This window comes from Paenibacillus sp. AD87 (assembly GCF_001659845.1).
In the GTDB taxonomy this organism is placed as follows: Bacteria; Bacillota; Bacilli; order Paenibacillales; family Paenibacillaceae; genus Paenibacillus; species Paenibacillus marchantiae.
In genome coordinates this window covers 4,546,341-4,562,098 of sequence record NZ_LXQN01000007.1, presented here as the reverse complement: position 1 = coordinate 4,562,098, position 15,758 = coordinate 4,546,341, and the positions used below count along the sequence as shown (strand labels likewise).

Annotated in this window: 18 protein-coding genes; 17 read left to right on the top strand and 1 reads right to left on the bottom strand. The window is 47.9% G+C overall.

Going from position 1 to position 15,758, the window contains the following annotated elements; genetic code table 11:
* The 4 genes from gpAD87_RS20190 to gpAD87_RS20175 all read left to right on the top strand — a co-directional run bounded on the left by gpAD87_RS20190 (position 1) and on the right by gpAD87_RS20175 (position 2,851).
* Positions 1-576, top strand: coding sequence for an NADPH-dependent FMN reductase (locus gpAD87_RS20190; RefSeq protein WP_064640187.1), 576 nt, complete (start codon positions 1-3; stop codon positions 574-576).
* Between the two features lie 73 nt (positions 577-649).
* On the top strand, positions 650-1,120 hold the full coding sequence (locus gpAD87_RS20185; RefSeq protein WP_064640185.1) for a VOC family protein: 471 nt from the start codon (positions 650-652) through the stop codon (positions 1,118-1,120).
* Entirely contained in the window at positions 1,117-1,752 is a 636-nt protein-coding gene (locus gpAD87_RS20180; RefSeq protein ID WP_064640184.1) for a VOC family protein, read from the top strand. Before gpAD87_RS20185 ends, gpAD87_RS20180 begins: the two co-directional genes overlap by 4 nt.
* Complete coding sequence (locus gpAD87_RS20175; RefSeq protein WP_231952680.1) at positions 1,727-2,851, top strand: hypothetical protein; 1,125 nt, start codon at positions 1,727-1,729, stop codon at positions 2,849-2,851. Before gpAD87_RS20180 ends, gpAD87_RS20175 begins: the two co-directional genes overlap by 26 nt.
* Positions 2,852-2,907: 56 nt before the next feature.
* Here the strand turns inward: gpAD87_RS20175 and gpAD87_RS20170 are convergent, their stop codons facing one another.
* The gene (locus tag gpAD87_RS20170) at positions 2,908-3,390 is read right to left on the bottom strand and encodes a hypothetical protein (RefSeq protein ID WP_064640182.1); all 483 of its coding nucleotides are present in this window, start codon (positions 3,388-3,390) and stop codon (positions 2,908-2,910) included.
* Positions 3,391-3,743: 353 nt separating this feature from the next.
* Here gpAD87_RS20170 and gpAD87_RS20165 point away from each other — a divergent pair, with 353 nt between their 5' ends.
* The 13 genes from gpAD87_RS20165 (at position 3,744) to gpAD87_RS20110 (ending at position 15,756) form a co-directional block, all read left to right on the top strand.
* On the top strand, positions 3,744-5,597 hold the full coding sequence (locus gpAD87_RS20165) for a DUF4127 family protein (protein WP_064640180.1): 1,854 nt from the start codon (positions 3,744-3,746) through the stop codon (positions 5,595-5,597).
* 394 nt (positions 5,598-5,991) lie between these two features.
* On the top strand, positions 5,992-6,891 hold the full coding sequence (locus gpAD87_RS20160) for a hypothetical protein (RefSeq protein ID WP_231952678.1): 900 nt from the start codon (positions 5,992-5,994) through the stop codon (positions 6,889-6,891).
* Between the two features lie 181 nt (positions 6,892-7,072).
* On the top strand, positions 7,073-7,273 hold the full coding sequence (locus gpAD87_RS20155; RefSeq protein WP_197521450.1) for a hypothetical protein: 201 nt from the start codon (positions 7,073-7,075) through the stop codon (positions 7,271-7,273).
* Positions 7,273-8,736 (top strand): phage tail sheath family protein, encoded by a 1,464-nt coding sequence (locus tag gpAD87_RS20150; protein WP_064640176.1) that lies wholly within the window; start codon positions 7,273-7,275, stop codon positions 8,734-8,736. Before gpAD87_RS20155 ends, gpAD87_RS20150 begins: the two co-directional genes overlap by 1 nt.
* Positions 8,737-8,830: 94 nt before the next feature.
* Positions 8,831-9,238 (top strand): phage tail tube protein, encoded by a 408-nt coding sequence (locus gpAD87_RS20145; RefSeq protein ID WP_064640174.1) that lies wholly within the window; start codon positions 8,831-8,833, stop codon positions 9,236-9,238.
* 163 nt (positions 9,239-9,401) lie between these two features.
* Positions 9,402-10,643: a right-handed parallel beta-helix repeat-containing protein gene (locus gpAD87_RS20140; RefSeq protein WP_064640172.1), complete on the top strand. Its 1,242-nt coding sequence runs from the start codon at positions 9,402-9,404 to the stop codon at positions 10,641-10,643.
* Between the two features lie 102 nt (positions 10,644-10,745).
* Positions 10,746-11,180, top strand: a complete 435-nt coding sequence (locus gpAD87_RS20135) for a phage tail assembly chaperone (RefSeq protein ID WP_053783415.1) — start codon at positions 10,746-10,748, stop codon at positions 11,178-11,180.
* Positions 11,181-11,194: 14 nt separating this feature from the next.
* Positions 11,195-11,338, top strand: coding sequence for a hypothetical protein (locus gpAD87_RS32635; protein WP_162842432.1), 144 nt, complete (start codon positions 11,195-11,197; stop codon positions 11,336-11,338).
* Between the two features lie 25 nt (positions 11,339-11,363).
* A complete protein-coding gene (locus gpAD87_RS20130; protein ID WP_064640171.1) occupies positions 11,364-13,238 on the top strand; it encodes a hypothetical protein in 1,875 nt (624 codons plus the stop codon).
* Positions 13,239-13,292: 54 nt separating this feature from the next.
* On the top strand, positions 13,293-13,922 hold the full coding sequence (locus gpAD87_RS20125; protein ID WP_064641062.1) for a LysM peptidoglycan-binding domain-containing protein: 630 nt from the start codon (positions 13,293-13,295) through the stop codon (positions 13,920-13,922).
* The gene (locus tag gpAD87_RS20120) at positions 13,919-14,905 is read left to right on the top strand and encodes an XkdQ/YqbQ family protein (RefSeq protein WP_064640169.1); all 987 of its coding nucleotides are present in this window, start codon (positions 13,919-13,921) and stop codon (positions 14,903-14,905) included. The genes gpAD87_RS20125 and gpAD87_RS20120 overlap by 4 nt, the downstream gene beginning before the upstream one ends.
* On the top strand, positions 14,898-15,308 hold the full coding sequence (locus tag gpAD87_RS20115) for a hypothetical protein (RefSeq protein ID WP_064640167.1): 411 nt from the start codon (positions 14,898-14,900) through the stop codon (positions 15,306-15,308). The genes gpAD87_RS20120 and gpAD87_RS20115 overlap by 8 nt, the downstream gene beginning before the upstream one ends.
* The gene (locus tag gpAD87_RS20110) at positions 15,301-15,756 is read left to right on the top strand and encodes a DUF2634 domain-containing protein (RefSeq protein WP_064640166.1); all 456 of its coding nucleotides are present in this window, start codon (positions 15,301-15,303) and stop codon (positions 15,754-15,756) included. Before gpAD87_RS20115 ends, gpAD87_RS20110 begins: the two co-directional genes overlap by 8 nt.
* Positions 15,757-15,758: the final 2 nt, after the last annotated feature.

Genomic DNA, 15,758 nt, shown 5'->3' with positions numbered 1-15,758 from the left:
ATGAATATTATCATTTTGGCAGGCAGTAATCGGAAAAATGCAACCAGTACACGTTTAGGGGAATATGCCGCGGAGGTAATCAGCGGTCAGGGGCATGAAGCCAGCTTGTTCGATTTATATCAGACACCGCTCCCCTTCTATGCACCGGATGAAAAACAGAATGAAGATCAGAATCTGTCTGACCTGAACACACGTATGCTCGCAGCAGATGCCATTATTCTGTCTACGCCAGAGTATCACGGCAGCATCAGCGGTGTACTCAAAAATGCATTGGATCACCTGAGTCAGGCTCATTTCAGTGGTAAACCGGTATTGTCCATCAGCTCAGCAGGAGGCGCGGTGGGAGTAAGCTCGCTTTTGCAGCTGCAGGCAATTATTCGCAATTTGCACGGTATTAACGCGCAGGAGTGGATTTCCATTGGTGGTGCACAGCGCAGAAGGTTTGAAGCAACATTTGACGGATACGAAGAATTTGAAGGCAGTCAGGACATTGAGGATCGGATCAAACGCGTGATTGGTTCATTTTTGCACCTTGCCGAGACGTTAACTGCAGTACGGAAACCATCCGAGAGTTAAGGGCAGGAAGTAAAGTGAAGTAATGTAATGGGATGCTAACCATAGATAAAGAGAGTGAAAAGAGGTTTTCATCATGATTAAAGGCATATTTGAGACTCATCTGAACGTAACGGATCTGGAGAGATCCCATCATTTTTATGAGCAGATCATTGGATTGCAGCACGCTTATGGGCAGAAGGAACGTGGGAACTCCTTTTACTGGATTGGCGGTGAAGGCAACGCGATGCTTGGACTATGGCAAAAGGATCCTTCCGAGGTGCAGCGACAGCATTTTGCTTTTCAGGTATCGTTGGAGGACATGAAGCAAGCTGTCACTTACCTTGAGGATAGAGGGATCAAGACGCATAACTTCTTGGATGATGATATTGGCGAGTTATATGTATTTGGATGGATGCCGGCTGTGTCCGTATATTTTACCGATCCGGATGGTCATTCCCTGGAATTCATATCGATGCTCCCGGATGAAGCGAAGCCGGAACTTGGCATGGTGCCATGGAGTGAGTGGGAGAAGATGCACGGTCGGGTGAAGGGGGACACAGCATGATTTTTGAAGAGGTCAAATTATATACAGCACGATTGGAAGACATTAAGCACTTTTATATCAACACACTGGGTTTGAACATGGCTGAAGAGTCCGAGCATGCCTTCACGCTACAGATTGGTTTAACGAAAATGATATTCATGCGAAGTGAAGCAGACCAGAATCCGTTTTACCACCTGGCCTGGATGATTCCAGCGAATCGTTTTCAGGAGGCCAAAGCGTGGGCAGCGGCACGTGTCCGTCTAAGTAGGCATGAAGGTGAGGATGAGACCTATTCAACGAATTGGAACTCGAATTCGCTCTATTTCGAAGATCCTGTCGGTAACATTCTGGAGCTGATTGCTCATCATTCCGTTCATAACGAGAGTGACCGCCCCTTTTCGGAGAAGGATCTGCTGCAGGTGTGTGAGGTGGGACTTGTCACGGAAGATGTGCTTTCTGCGGTAGATGAACTTGAGCAGATGGGATTGAAACGATGGAGAGCGATTAGCGATACCTTTGCCCCTATAGGGGATGTGAACGGTTTGTTTATTGTGGTGAGAAAGGAGCGAACCTGGTTCTTTTCGGAGCAAAAAGCAAACATATATCGGCTGGAAGTTTCCATTCGTGATGTTGGGAGACTTCGAATCGGCTAAAATGCGCGGAACAGCAGGCAAAACGGTCATATGTGCACCATTTGAATCATCTTATAGAAGTAAACGCTCTAAAAAGAGTGTTTTGCTAAAAAAACTGTTGCTGGTCGTGTGTGTATCAGGGTTCGCATCGATGAAGGGTGGTGGCATGTTGGATCGACGTTTGTTGGAAGAAGGGCTGGCTGTTATTGTGTCCAGTCGGGAGCGTACAGGAGATTTGTGGCACGCCCATTATGGGGCGGGAGCTATTGCGGCTTACTTTTGGGTGAGGGAAAATCGTCTCACTGCCCTTGCGGCGGGCAGTGTTACGGCTGAAGCGAAAGCCATGCTTCGCCAGCACGGGTTGAATGATGGCTTGAACTCCCGGAATGGAGATGTTTTGCCAAGGGAAGAGGCCGAAGCGCGTATTACAGCAGCGCTGGATCGAACCATCGGAGAGCTGCACTGGGTGGGTCATCAGGCCATCTATGGTGCCCTTAGTCTGAAAGCCATTCGTGAACTGGATGGTTGGGGCACGGAGCAGGACATGGATCAGATGGTTGAACTTATTGATTCTTTTGAACGAACCATTCCAGGTAGATCCTGGGTAAACACAACTGTGAAAGAAATTCGCAGCTTGAAGTTAAGTGAGGCAGACGGATTCCCTGATATAGAACGCCCGGAACAATTGTCCCGGCTGATTCTGGATGAGCTTGGCGCATTTCGTACCATCTATCAGGCAGAAGCACATCATGATCTGATCGGCCACATGCTAACCTACGGGCACGCGCTTAATATATTATTTGAACTCGATTACCCTGCTTTGTTCCATAAAGGCATTCCGCCTTTTCTCAGGATGGTCAAGGCGCTGCGACTGAGCCGGGATGTGGATGCCGAACTGGAGATTCCAACGCTGCAATCTCCAGTTGATCGTCTGCCATTGATTCGTGCAGAACGCTCTGTTGCACTCCCACATGAACTGGAATACTGGCTCACGGACAGACGTTCCCGCGATTGGCATGGAGGTCATGTGTTCAAATTTCCTTTCAGCTTCTACCATCATGCCAGAAACGGAAATTCAGTTCCGGAAAGCTGGGAAAACTTCCGCTATATTATCGCGTGAGCAAAATACTTTTATGAGAGCACAGCCTGAGAAGGCCGTGCTCTTTTTTTATCTTTTTAAAGGAGCCAAATTTCAAGGATAAACAGGATCAGAATGACTCTGGATACCAGCATGTATGGTGATTTTCGTATGGGCTGACGCGCTGACCATATTCCCCAGGAACTCATAAGTGCAATACTTCCCCAGAACATCCATAAGGGAATGCCTTCAGGAGTAAATGGAAAAGACAGCGAGGGCAGCCCTGTGTTGCCAGCCCCAAGAAGAACGGTGGTCATATAGACGAGCACAAGGAAAAGTAACTCAAATAGCAGGGTTTGCAGCCAGAAATAATAGATGTGCAGCACTCGAAGCAGAATGACTGTTACCAAGATAAACAGGATACCAACGGAAGAGAATGTTGCAGCGGTCCATCCAATGAGTGAGGAAGTTACAACATCTGTTTCCTGATAAAAGGTGTACATTGTCAAAGCATACATAATGGGGCCAGCCATATAACTGGTAATAGCGATCCACAGATAGAACCATAGCTTTTTTTTCATGATCGTATCCATCCTTTATCATAAATAAGGTTTGAAAGACTACTTATTATCATATAAACAGCATCAGGAATGGATTTGTTGGGTTATCTGGCAGAAGTCTCTGCAAGAAACCGACGTATAACCGCCATGATGGCGACAACAAATAGACGTAATCCATACGGACAACCGTCAGCGCGACCGATTTAAACATGTAAGATTGTATTATCGGATCAGTAGCAAGTGACATATCCCGATAAGCACATACGCTAATGTACATGCCGGCCAGGGGCCGGTTTTTTGATGCGGTGATTGCACCCTTGCTCTGATCGGGTACTAAAGAAAGACTGAATATATCTAACAGGAGGTTTTCGGATATGAAAACAGTATTGTATGTTCCACTGGATGATCGTCCAGCGAATCTGGATGACGTCGTTGTACAAGGAAAAGCAGCCGGTATCCATATCATTACACCGCACCTGGGTGACATTCAAAATCGTCTGGATTCCGAGAAAACGGTAGAAGGCACCACATTGCTTGGAACGTCTACACCTACGTATGGGAAACCGTCCAACATTCATGATTTCATTTTGAAAAATGCCGCTAAAGTGGATGGCTTCATCATCTCTTCGGATATGCTGGCTTATGGTGGTCTGATCGGCAGTCGTCAGCTTCGTGAAGATGGAGGCGGAACATATCCTGATTACGACCAGGACACTACCCGTTTGCTCGATGTGATCAAAGCGATTAAAGGGAAATATCCACGAAAACCAGTGTTTGTGATGGATACCATTATGCGACTCGCTACCACCTCTTTTGCAGATAGTCTCGCATTGGATGCCTACAACGAGTCACGTGCACTGATGCAGCAGCCACGCCAGTCCTTTACGGCATTCGAGGATATTGTGAACGGGTACAACCTTTCTCCAGAGTCTACGGAATATGGGGAAACGACGTATTTTAATAAAGAACAGTACTACAACACCAGACAACATAAATTCAAAACGAATCTATACATTCTGGATAAGCTTGCTCGCAAAGGATATATTGATTTCCTCGCCGTAGGCGTCGACGATGCGAATACGCAAGGCGTTCAGATCAACGAAATCAATTATGTGGAAGCACGGATCAACGAATGGCTCGGTGGGACGGATGGACAAAATCCCGATCGGGCGATTATCCTTCCAGATGCGGATGGCCTGGGTCACGCTCTGTTGGCACGCATGGCTAACCAATTGCTTCGTGGTGGGAAGAAGACGCGTTATGCAGTGAAATATTTTGGCCCGCATGGTTCCACGATTATCAATGCCTATGAATATATGAATGTGCACGAGAATGTGGTGCGTCATGTGGATATTGTTGGTGGTGTGGTTGTAGCGGATTCCGCTTATCCACAGCCTGATGTGGTAACGGATACAACTTCCGATGTGGAAAATGGAAATGAATTAACGAATGCTCCATCTGCCCTTGAAGGTTCTTCGTTTGATATGGCGTCTGAGTTGGATCGCATGACGAACCGTCATCCAGGCAAACCGGGTAAAGAATCGGTGCACATTGAGATTATTGCCATCACGGCGCTGGATCAGGTGCAAGCGGCTGTGGCGCAATTGACGAGCAATAGTGAGAAGGGTCTGCCTTCGGTGTTGATTGATTTTGTAGGAAAAGGTCCGGCCAACGTCGATGTAGCCGAAGCACTCCTGAACAGTCCGTATACGGGGCGGGTTCTGGGTTACAGCGCATGGAATACGCCGGGGAACAAAATCGGTATGGCTGTGGGTATGGGACAATCCCGTTATGCTCTGATTACAACAGAAACACATGCCCATGCGCTACGAGATGCCATGAATGCACAGGGGTCATTGTTGTTCAAACGTTTCCTGAAAGATTACTACTACAAAGCAGTAGCGATTGCTGATATCCGCACGTATTCCAGAGCGCATGCGCTCTATACCAATGTGGCAACCCTTGCAGATCAGAATATGGTGTTGTTTAACTCAGAAGAAGATTATGCTCATTTGCAGACTTTACTCAGGGATCTGATGCAGACCCACTCCACGGCACTGGCGAACAAAACCGCTTTTGCCCAAGGGAACGTAGCGATAAAGCAAATTTGTAATGGCGAAGCAGCTTATGCGGAGTATTCCAGTGCACTACTGGAATATGCGAATCCCGATTTCATCTGGGGACGTGCATTTGAAATCACGTTGAATCCGAAGGTTACGCTGAAATAACGCTGATATAAGGTGTTGTCCGTTAAGAGACGCGCGGAGTCGTCTTTTTTCCACCCCAGATGCACCCTTAATCGCACCGAAGTCGTACGAATCACCATCCGCACTAGGGATGAAAGGGTGTAAGATTGTATTATCGGATCCATAGCAAAGGACACACACCGAAAGCACATACGCTAATGTACAGACCGGCCACAAGGGGCCGGTCTTTTTGATGCGGTGAATGGTGTCCAGCTTTGGTGCCGGTGGAGAACCGTTAGCACAGAGACGTACTGACGATGATTTCCTTTTTCCATTAGCAGATTTGTTAAAGGGGGAGTTCGTTGCTGCCACATTGTCGCTGCACAATGCGGGCAGATCGAAACTTGCAGCTGAAGGGGGCGAAATAAATGTGTCTATGAGTAGTGACTTAAACAACACGGACAGCACAGGGCAAGCCAGTAACGTCATCAGACGAACGCTGAAGCAGAAGCTGGAGGCTCTTGTTCCGGCATGGAATGGCCGAGTACAGGATATTCCTGCACCGGGAGAAGTGTTAGCTGGACCCTGTGCCGTGATTGCTTTTGCAGAAGAAGTACCGAAATCTGCTTGGGCGGGGTATAGGCGGATCATCAAAATCTCTCCATATGCACGCCCCGAAGATGGAGGTGCTGAACAAGTAGAAGTATGGTCAGCAGCGCTGATGGAAGGACTGCACCAGGTCAGGCTGGAGGATGAAGAAGGCGGGGCATTTACCTGCATTTATCTGGGTTCTTCGGATGGTGATCGTGTGGACGCCAGTTCTGGACTGGTTACGCGTAGCCTGCGATTTGGGGTGTATGTTCCAGAAACGCTGGAATACATTCAGGCTGAAACCACAGATTTGTGGATGGCTGCACTTCAGGGCTGGACACGAACTCAGCTCGGACAGGAATGGTCCATATATGGGGATGCCTGGCCTGGGGGTTATAGGTCCAAGTCTATACTGTGGCGATTGACGGGATGCAGTACAACCACTGCAGGGACTTCTGCGCTGGAGATTCGTAAGCAATGGATTGGGCATGTGCTGGCTGCGAATTTAGAAGATGTCCGTCAAACGGTCACACATCTGGTTGAACAACTGGCTGTGCAACCCCGTATTGCTTTGACGGATACAGACGGTACGCGATATGTGACGGTGGATGAAGTTTCTGCCGACTTGCAGGCAGACGCTTACTTGAACGGGCAGATTCGTCTGACGTTGCAGCAGCGTATTCGCCGTCCGGGTACGGATGTGCCATTAATCCGTGAGATTCACCATAGCAAAGGGATAGAGTAAGTGCTAGTCGAGAGGAACTCTAGATGGGGTTCCAGATGAGGAATTCAATATCATACTTTAGCTTCAAAATCATAGGTTCATAGGTTCGTAGGTTCATAGGGACAAAAATTCATAGGTCAAAATTATAGTGCAAAGATCAGGTTCAACGAATTCAGTAGTCAAACAATGAGGTGAGATGGCCATGGCAAGCACAGTAAAAAAAAGCAAACAGACTGCCCCGCAATATACGCGGGCCGAACTGATGAATCATGCCGAAGGCCTCTTTGCCGTTAAGGCAGAGGTGCTGTATGGTGCGCTGTACGAAGCAGCGCAAGAGACGTTTTCCATTGAGGAAGCGAAGGAACGCATCAACCAATTTATGAAAGCGAAGGTGAAGGGATAATGGCAGGCGGAACTTGGGAGCAAACGAATCGTCCGGTACTTCCGGGCTTATATATGAATTTTCAGGCGGCAGCGTCTTCGGCCATTCAGGTTGGTAATCGCGGAACGGTGGTTGTGCCGATCAAGGCCAACTGGGGTCCGGTGGGCACTTTTGTCGAAGTCGGCAGTGAAGCTGCAATTGAGCGTATTTTCTCGGCGCATGCCCTGGATAATGGAACAGCTTATACATCCTTAAAGCTCGCCCTGCTAGGTGGACCGAAAAAGCTGCTCGCTTATCGGGTAGCCGGAGAAACGGCGAAAGCAGCCACACTTACGCTGAAAGACAGCAGTGATGCAGCCGTTCTGCAACTGGACGCCAAGTATCCGGGTGACCGGGGTAACGGGTTCTACGTCACCATTCAGCCGGGTGTAATTGATAATACGAAGCATGAAGTGCGCTTGTTTGAAGGCAACCGGATGCTATATGCACTGCTGACTGCGGATATTTCGGCAGCGTCGCTGGCAAAAGAGATCAATGCGGATGAAAGCAACATTTGGATTAACGCTCAGGCGATTGGCGAGGGTACAGGTGCCGTTGCAACCGTTGCGGGAGCGGCGTTAAAAGGTGGTGCAAGTGGCAACGATGGACTGACCAATGCGGAGTATATTGCCGTGCAGGGCGCGCTGGAAGGTGAGCAATTTGACGTATTGGCATTGGATCATGCGGCGGATGCGCCTTTGCTGGCGAGCTTTGCAGCATGGGTGAAACGTGTGCGCAATGAGGGTAAACCCGTGATGGCTGTATTCGGCGGTTCAACGGCGGATGACACCTCTGCTACCGCAGCACAGAAGGCGGCGGCACGTTCACTCACGTTGAATCATGAGGGTGTAATCAATGTTGGTACGGGTGTGCGCCTTGGAGATGCGTTCTACAGCTCGGCGGAAACGTCTGCTTATGTCGCGGGTCTGATTGCTGGACAACGTCTGAATGAATCCACAACATACGCTCCTTCTCCGTTCGATGACGTGACGCGTCGCTGGACTCGTGCAGAACAGGAGCAGGCGGTACAGAATGGCGTATTTATTTTCTTCCATGATGGACGTCAGGTGAAGGCGCTTCGCGGAGTGAATACACTCGTGACCCCTGCCGCAGGACAGAATAATGCCTGGAAAAAAATCCGTTCCATTCGTGTGATGGATGCAATTAATACGGATTTGCAGCGCTCTGCTGAAGATACGTATATCGGTAAAGTAAACAATACGGAAGAAGGACGTCAGGCGCTGATCGGTGCGATGAAAGCCTATCTAGCGCTGCTCGCACAGAGCAATGTCATTGAAGCTGAGGGATACGATGTCGTTCTCGATCCGGCGTATTATGGTGCTGCACCGATTCTCAAGCCAGAGGCGGATCAGGTATTCCTGCAATGGAATGTGAAGCTGACGGATGTAATGGAGCAGTTGTTTGGAACGTTTTACGTGCAATAAGGTTTGTGTAGGAGAAAATGGTGTTTTAAAAGAAATTACTGTTCGTTGAACGGATGGTATATACGATATTTTCTAATCTCAAGGAGGAATTGTCATGTTGGATGCGTCAAGAGTCATTCTCGGTACCCATGGTCAGCTGCATATCGATGGTGTGTGGCAGACGAATATTAATAAGCTGGAGGCCAGCGTTGAAATCGAGAAGCGTGAACTGAATCTGGTCGGCAACGATTGGAAAGTACACAAGAATGGTGCGAAAAAAGGAACGGGTACCATGACGGGTTACAAAGTCACTTCGGACATGATCCAGCGCGGCTTCACCAAGTTCCAAATTATCTCGAAGGTGGACGATCCAGAATCATACGGTCATGAGAGTGTCTTGCTGAAAGGTTGCATGGTGGACAAAATCCAACTCGCCAACTGGACTGCGGGTGAGGAAGTACCGGAGGAAACAAGTTTTACATTTGAAGGATTTGAATTGTTGAACCCGATTGTAGCGAACTAAGATTTTTCAGACTCTGCTTCTGTAAGTATCTAAGTATCTCCGTAGAAACTTTTGTTTTCATATGATATCTAGTTGTTATGATATAGGCTCCAAAACTACTTTTCTCAGCAGTGCATACTACATCATGGGAATATAAATCTTTATTACCAAGGAGACGATTGATATGTTATCCATTAAAGATTTTGAAAATTTGGTACCCGATAAAAGTTTGCCTGTTTCCCATTGGGACTGGACCAAAGCATTTGATAAGCTGATGGAAAGTAATGAGGTAGATGTGATGATTCCTTCTGGCACGTATCTGCTTAAATACACACTTAAAATCACAAAGCCTAAGAATATTCTTGGGAATGGAGCGATTCTAATGCTTGAAGCTCCTTTGCAAATTGAAGGCTCCAATATCATTCTCAATGACCTTAAGTTCAGGAGTGAAAAGCAAGTTCGGGCCATTCAACTGCATAATACCATGAATGTAAGTGTTCATCACTGTGACTTTATAGATATCATGGAAACAGCTATTTATTTTGAAAACAAAAGTCATCAAAATGTTAGTATCACAGACTGCAATTTCGAAAATATAGGTAGAAACATTACCAATATTGTTGTTCAGGGTAATGCCGTTTATGTTCAGAATGCTTCTACGGTATTTATCGAGAATTGTGAAATGTATAAAATTTGGGGGCAATCCGCCATTACGGTACGAAGTTCAAGTGATATCAAGATTACCAATTGTATCATTGAGGATACGGCTTATCGTGGAATTCAAACGTATGGTTCCGATTCGGGTTCGGCTGCAGATTCTGTGCGTAACATGGAGATTACGGAATGTTCAATCAGAAGAACAGGAGAGTTAAACCAGACCCCAAAAGGAGATGCTACGAATGGGATTTTTGTTCGTAATCCACAGGGGACTGCCGCTGACGTTAAGATCTCTAACTGCATCATTGAATATTGTGGAGAGAATTTCATAGAAGGAAACTTTTATGCATACAACAATACCATGAGGTATTCTGGTTATTATCCTCATTTCACAACTCCTTCTAAAGAGGGATTGTTTCCTCAAACTAACTCGGTGATTGAAGGAAACTCTATTCATTCCTCCTATTTAGAAGCTATCAAATTATTTTTCAGCCGCAATAATATTAGGATTGATAACAATACCATTCTTGATTGGGATATGACAACAGCTCCCAAATCGTCTTTCTTGCCAGCGATCACGATGCAAACTAAGTTATCTTCGGATGTAATGAATAATATTACTATTCAAAATAATACGATTACTGGTCCGACAAGGAAGTTGATGATTGGAAATACGGTTAAGGGAGAACAAGAAGTTATTAAAAAGATTCCGTCCCCTGGAACTTTTGGTACCATTGTTTATGCCAATAACCAGATTATTGTTGAATAGTTATGTGTGTTTGGAGAGTTATTATTAAGCAGCCCTTGCAAGGGCTGCTTTTATTTTAAATTAAAACTATGAACTATGAAAAGAAGAAGGAGATCGCACCCTATGAGTATGAATGAGAATATGTCTGAAGAACAAATTTTGGATCAGTTGTTTGAAGCAGCAGAACGTTTGCCGGAAGAGAATGTACGCATTCAACGTTTGGATCTGTTGCTGACTCTGCGTGGATTGACTTCCTCCAAAGTGGATCAGATTCGCGAACGCTGTACCATTCGCAAAACAGTTAAAGGCCGTACTGAGGAAAAGGTGGATACAGAAACATTTAACGCGCTGCTGATTTCCGAAGCTACTGTGAAAATGAATGTACGTGGACTCGAACTGTCAGGCTGGGGAGACAACCGTATTACTGGACGCATGAAGCTGTCCGGTGGGGAACAAGCGGTTCGCCGCATGTTACTCGCGGGTGAGCTGGATGCCGTTGGCGACAAGGTACTTGAGCTGTCAGGTTTCGGTGTGGAGATTGAAGACCTAAAAAACTAATTCACTCCGGCGGGATGACTACGTTCTTATATCACATGTGGGTTCGTCATCATCTCCGGCCCGGAGAATTCTGGTCTTTGCCACGCGGGGAGCGCTCACTGTTGATTGCTTTCTCGGAAGAGGAAATGGCAGCGATCACCTCGCAAATGAATCGATAACTAGATTGGACAGGAGGTGAAAGAAATGGCAGAAATGATTGTGGGCTTGTCCAAATCAAACGCGGAAATGCGAACGACCATCCGATATCTGGATCAGATACAGCGTTCTACGGAACGACTGGGCAGAGTTCGCTATCAGAGTTTGATTAAAGTGAATAATGAGCTTAGAACAATCGGGCGTAGACTGGAAAGCATTTATAGTACGGCTGTGCGAATCAGCAGGCTAAGGATTACGCCCAAAATTGGATTGGATGACCAACTTAGTCCGGCACTGGATCGCGCACTAGTGAAACTGAATAGCTTCAGGAACCAGATGGTTAGGGCTTCGGGGGATTTTTCTGTGATGGTTCAGCAGAAGGTTGAATTATCCATAGGGGAACTACCTAGTACACTGACAACAACGAATGGAGAACTGGCGAAGCTCACTATGTCTAATCAGGATTTGGCGATTAAAGTGCAGGAGAATACTGCTAAGCTGGGGATCACAACCAATATTTCTGGGGCGGGAACAGCAAAAACTGAAGAAGACAAGGGTTGGTTTCAGAGTATTGTTGATGGAGCTGAAAAATTTAATCATTTAGCTGATGCAGTTAAGAATACTAGTGAAGGAATAAAGTTCGTAGGAAACCTATTTAAAGGTGAAAAATCAAAATTAGACGGAACTGCAAGCTCTGGCTCCCAATGCTGCTGCTGTTCTAGTGGAAGTTTGGTGGGAAGACTCTCAAGAGGTGAAGTGAAAGGTAGCAAAGCAAAAAAATCAGGTGGCGGCAGAGCTAAAAGTGTTGCAACTTCTGAAAGTAGTAAAAAAGGTTCTTACAAGAGCGGTTCCAGATCCTATCAAGAACGTGCAACTGGAACTGTAGCATCACCAGCTTCCGATCCCACAAAAAAAATCATCACCAACATCTCTCCAGCAGAATCAAAAAAGCTCAGAATTGATTTTGATCAAAAAATGAATCCGAATCGACTGGGCCTTAGCGCTAATCAACCCTCTACTTCATCAATGTCCAAGCTCTTCTCAGGCAATGGCATGTTCGGCAAACTGAGCGGAGGGCTTGCTAAGGGGGCCGGGAAATTACTTGGGCCAATCAGCATGCTCGCTGATGTAGCGAATGTTGCAACTGCACCTCCCGAGGAGCGGGGCCGAGCTGTAGGCTCAATGATTGGCGGCACAGCAGGTACAGCGATTGGTAGCGCTATCGGTAGTGTTCTTTTGCCTGGGATAGGAACATGGGTTGGTGGTGCAGTAGGCGGTTGGGCTGGCAGTGCAGCAGGCGGCTGGATCGGCGATAATGCTAAGGATATTGGGAAGTTTATGTCCAACGCTACCGAGGGTGTGGGTAATGCATTGTCGGGTGCAGCGGATTACGTCTCTGAGAAAACGAAAAACATCACCGATGGCATATCCAGTTTCTTCGGTTTTGGCTCGAAGAAGGAGGAGAAGACCGCATCCGCGGCAACGGTGGCTTCAACGTCGCAAATAGCAACAGGTTCGCAGATGCCACCTACCTATATTCCACCGGCACTGACAATGACGGGTCCAGCAGCATATATGAACAATAAGGTCGGCCAGTCTACATCTGCTGGTTTAATGGGAACAAGCGTGATGCAGTCCCAAGCGATGGCGCTCGGTAACGGAGCTCAAACGAATGCCAATGGCAAATCATCCACGATGACGGTACAAATATCCGAAGACCAGATGAGCAGTCTGTCCGGTTACCTGAAGGATTTTAAAACCGAGACGACCAATCAGATCTCCGTAAACGTACCACAAGGAGCTGTGCAGGTGACTGTCCGGGAGAATGCTATCGACTACGATGCCATCTCACATCAGGTTGGAATGAGATTTGCAGGCGAAGTGCGCCGTGCGATGGAAAATCGAAAAACGATTATGGCCTAAGCAGAAAGGAGGCCTGTCATGACTGTATTTAAAGATAACGTGGAAGGTATCAAAATGGAGTTTACCCTGATCGACGGGAAAACGAAGTTTCAATTTCCGGTGAAACCGGAAGAACTGACGATCTCCCGATCCAAGGGATACGAAACGATTAATATGCTGGAATATGGCGAGTTTGATTTTGCTCAGGGGGAGAAGGTGAAGGAGATCACCTTCTCTTCTTTTTTTCCCAAAGAATATGATGCGTCCTATTGCATGTACGAGCCTTTGCCTGATCCGCGTGTAGCGATGAATATGCTGAATACGTTTCTGGTCTCAAAAAAGCCGCTGCGCTTCATCATTACCAACACGGGGGTGAACGTGCCCGTGTATCTGATCTCCCACAATACGACCTTTCGAGGCGGTGAGAGCGGGGATATTTACTTTGACATTACGCTGCGAACGTGGCGGGATTCCAAAGTGGAGAAGGTTGGCGGCGCAACATCTGCGAGCAAGTCGGGTTCCCGTACAGATCTGAAAACGAGCAGCAAGACCTACACCGTCAAATCTGGCGATTCCCTGTCCAAAATAGCAAAGCTTGAGCTGGGCAGCAGTTCCAAATGGAACGAGATTTATAAGCTCAATGTGAAGACCATCGGCAGTGATCCGAACCGGATCAAGCCCGGACAAAAGCTGGTGATGCCATGACCTACAAGGTCATTGTCGACGACAAATATGACATCACCAAGCTGGTGGAGACGATTACGCTGAAGGACTCGCTCGACCAGATTGCCTATCAGGCCAACATCCGGCTCGCGGTGTCTGCATCTTCAGGTCTGCCTGCGATATCACCGGGTATGGCTGTGCGGATCAGCGGGATTCCTTTTGGCGAAAAATCAATGGTCCACTTGCTGCACCCTGCCGTCATCTGGGAAGTGGAAAGCTCAAACAGCGGTACCAAGCGACTATCCCTGATCGTCTACGACCGGATGATTTATCTGGAAAAATCAGAGGACGAGTTCCTGCTGCCGAAAGACCAGACTGCCACACAGCGTCTCAAAACGTACGCCAAGGAATGGAAAATTCCATATGCCACGCTGTCGGATACCAAAACAAAGCTGAGCAAAGCGGTTTATCGGTCGCAGACGATTTTTTCGATGATGTTTGCCGATCTGAAGGAAACGGTGAAGTCGGGTGGGGATATGTATCATCCACGGATGACGCCGGGCGGGTTGCAACTTTTTAAGGTGGGCAGCAATGCGAAAGTGCACGAGCTGGATCGACTGATCGATCTGACTCAGATGCGTACGCTCGAAGGTGCGGTCACCAAAGTTAAAGTGATGGCTGCCTCGGAGTCCAGCTATGGCAAAGAGGTTCCTTCCAAAGTGCTCGCGATTGAGCAGGATGGTGTAGCCGAACTGGGCACGCTGCAAAAGCTGATTGAGGACGATCAGGTGAAAACAGCGACGGTCGCCAAGAAGTTGGCGAAAAGCCGTCTGACGGGTATTCAGGAGACCTTTACCGTATCCGCACCAGATGTGAATACGATCCGTGCCGGAGATGCGGTGCTGCTCAAAGGGCTGAAGCTGATCGTCATGTCGGTTAGCCGTGATCTGTCCGCCGGACCTGGAACGATGACGTTAGAGCTGGGGACGGCTGAGCTGGTGAAAAGGAGGTATTACCTTGAATAAAGATGATCCGTATGGGCATTTTGCCGACGTCATGCGGGGTGCGATGAGTACCCATTCTCGTCAGGCCGTGAGCGGGCTGGGAGCAGTTCTGGGTACGATGACCTCGTCCGGTGTAAAGCTGGATGATTTTAAGCACGAAGTGCAGGACTATCTCGTGGCCGAGTTACCGGGCACGCTTGGACTGCCGGAGCGTGAGACTGCTGGCGCGATCTCCGGTATACCTGACGTGGCAAACGGCGGAACGACGGGCACGGGACGGTTTCTTTTGCAAGAAGAGGAAGTGGAAGAAGCGGTGTGGTCTCTTGGTAAAGGATTGAAAGCCGGGGACCGTGTACTGGCGATGCGGGTGAATGGCGGTAACGACATTGTGGTGCTGTGTAAGGTGGTGAGTGGGAATGCCTAGTTTGTTCCCTGAAACAGGTTTGGTATGGGGAGACGAGGAAGATCTGTCGGGGGCGGCTTCGGAAGAGGTGCGGTTTGGACGGAGCTGGCGATTCGATTACGATGCAGGGGATTTTGTGCTGACCCCAAGTGGCAAAGTCGCTGCGGCAGGTGCGCATGAAGCCTGGGTACAGTGGTGCATTAAGGCGGTGAAGACGCCGCGGTACAGACATGTGATTTACTCCCGAAACTATGGATCGGAGCTGGATGAGTTGGTTGGCCAAGGTGACAGCCGGGGTGTGATGGAAAGTGAGATTACCCGGATGGTGACGGAGACGTTGCTGGCCGATCCTCGCACGGATTCGGTAGACCAGTTTACGTTTGATTGGAATCGGGAGCAGTGCATGTTCTCGTGCCGGGTGGCGAGTGTGCAGGAAGAGATGTTTATTTTGGAAAGTGAGGTGATCTGACG

What these genes read in the sequence shown, in the direction of transcription:
- gpAD87_RS20155 (WP_197521450.1), top strand. Translation starts at nt 7,073, where the DNA reads ATGGCAAGCACAGTAAAAAAAAGCAAACAGACTGCCCCGCAATATACG.
- gpAD87_RS20140 (WP_064640172.1), top strand. Translation starts at nt 9,402, where the DNA reads ATGTTATCCATTAAAGATTTTGAAAATTTGGTACCCGATAAAAGTTTG.
- gpAD87_RS20110 (WP_064640166.1), top strand. Translation starts at nt 15,301, where the DNA reads ATGCCTAGTTTGTTCCCTGAAACAGGTTTGGTATGGGGAGACGAGGAA.
- gpAD87_RS20180 (WP_064640184.1), top strand. Translation starts at nt 1,117, where the DNA reads ATGATTTTTGAAGAGGTCAAATTATATACAGCACGATTGGAAGACATT.
- gpAD87_RS20175 (WP_231952680.1), top strand. Translation starts at nt 1,727, where the DNA reads ATGTTGGGAGACTTCGAATCGGCTAAAATGCGCGGAACAGCAGGCAAA.
- gpAD87_RS20130 (WP_064640171.1), top strand. Translation starts at nt 11,364, where the DNA reads ATGGCAGAAATGATTGTGGGCTTGTCCAAATCAAACGCGGAAATGCGA.
- gpAD87_RS20125 (WP_064641062.1), top strand. Translation starts at nt 13,293, where the DNA reads ATGGAGTTTACCCTGATCGACGGGAAAACGAAGTTTCAATTTCCGGTG.
- gpAD87_RS20190 (WP_064640187.1), top strand. Translation starts at nt 1, where the DNA reads ATGAATATTATCATTTTGGCAGGCAGTAATCGGAAAAATGCAACCAGT.
- gpAD87_RS20120 (WP_064640169.1), top strand. Translation starts at nt 13,919, where the DNA reads ATGACCTACAAGGTCATTGTCGACGACAAATATGACATCACCAAGCTG.
- gpAD87_RS20160 (WP_231952678.1), top strand. Translation starts at nt 5,992, where the DNA reads ATGAGTAGTGACTTAAACAACACGGACAGCACAGGGCAAGCCAGTAAC.
- gpAD87_RS20165 (WP_064640180.1), top strand. Translation starts at nt 3,744, where the DNA reads ATGAAAACAGTATTGTATGTTCCACTGGATGATCGTCCAGCGAATCTG.
- gpAD87_RS20185 (WP_064640185.1), top strand. Translation starts at nt 650, where the DNA reads ATGATTAAAGGCATATTTGAGACTCATCTGAACGTAACGGATCTGGAG.
- gpAD87_RS20145 (WP_064640174.1), top strand. Translation starts at nt 8,831, where the DNA reads ATGTTGGATGCGTCAAGAGTCATTCTCGGTACCCATGGTCAGCTGCAT.
- gpAD87_RS32635 (WP_162842432.1), top strand. Translation starts at nt 11,195, where the DNA reads ATGACTACGTTCTTATATCACATGTGGGTTCGTCATCATCTCCGGCCC.
- gpAD87_RS20135 (WP_053783415.1), top strand. Translation starts at nt 10,746, where the DNA reads ATGAGTATGAATGAGAATATGTCTGAAGAACAAATTTTGGATCAGTTG.
- gpAD87_RS20150 (WP_064640176.1), top strand. Translation starts at nt 7,273, where the DNA reads ATGGCAGGCGGAACTTGGGAGCAAACGAATCGTCCGGTACTTCCGGGC.
- gpAD87_RS20170 (WP_064640182.1), bottom strand. Translation starts at nt 3,390, where the DNA reads ATGAAAAAAAAGCTATGGTTCTATCTGTGGATCGCTATTACCAGTTAT.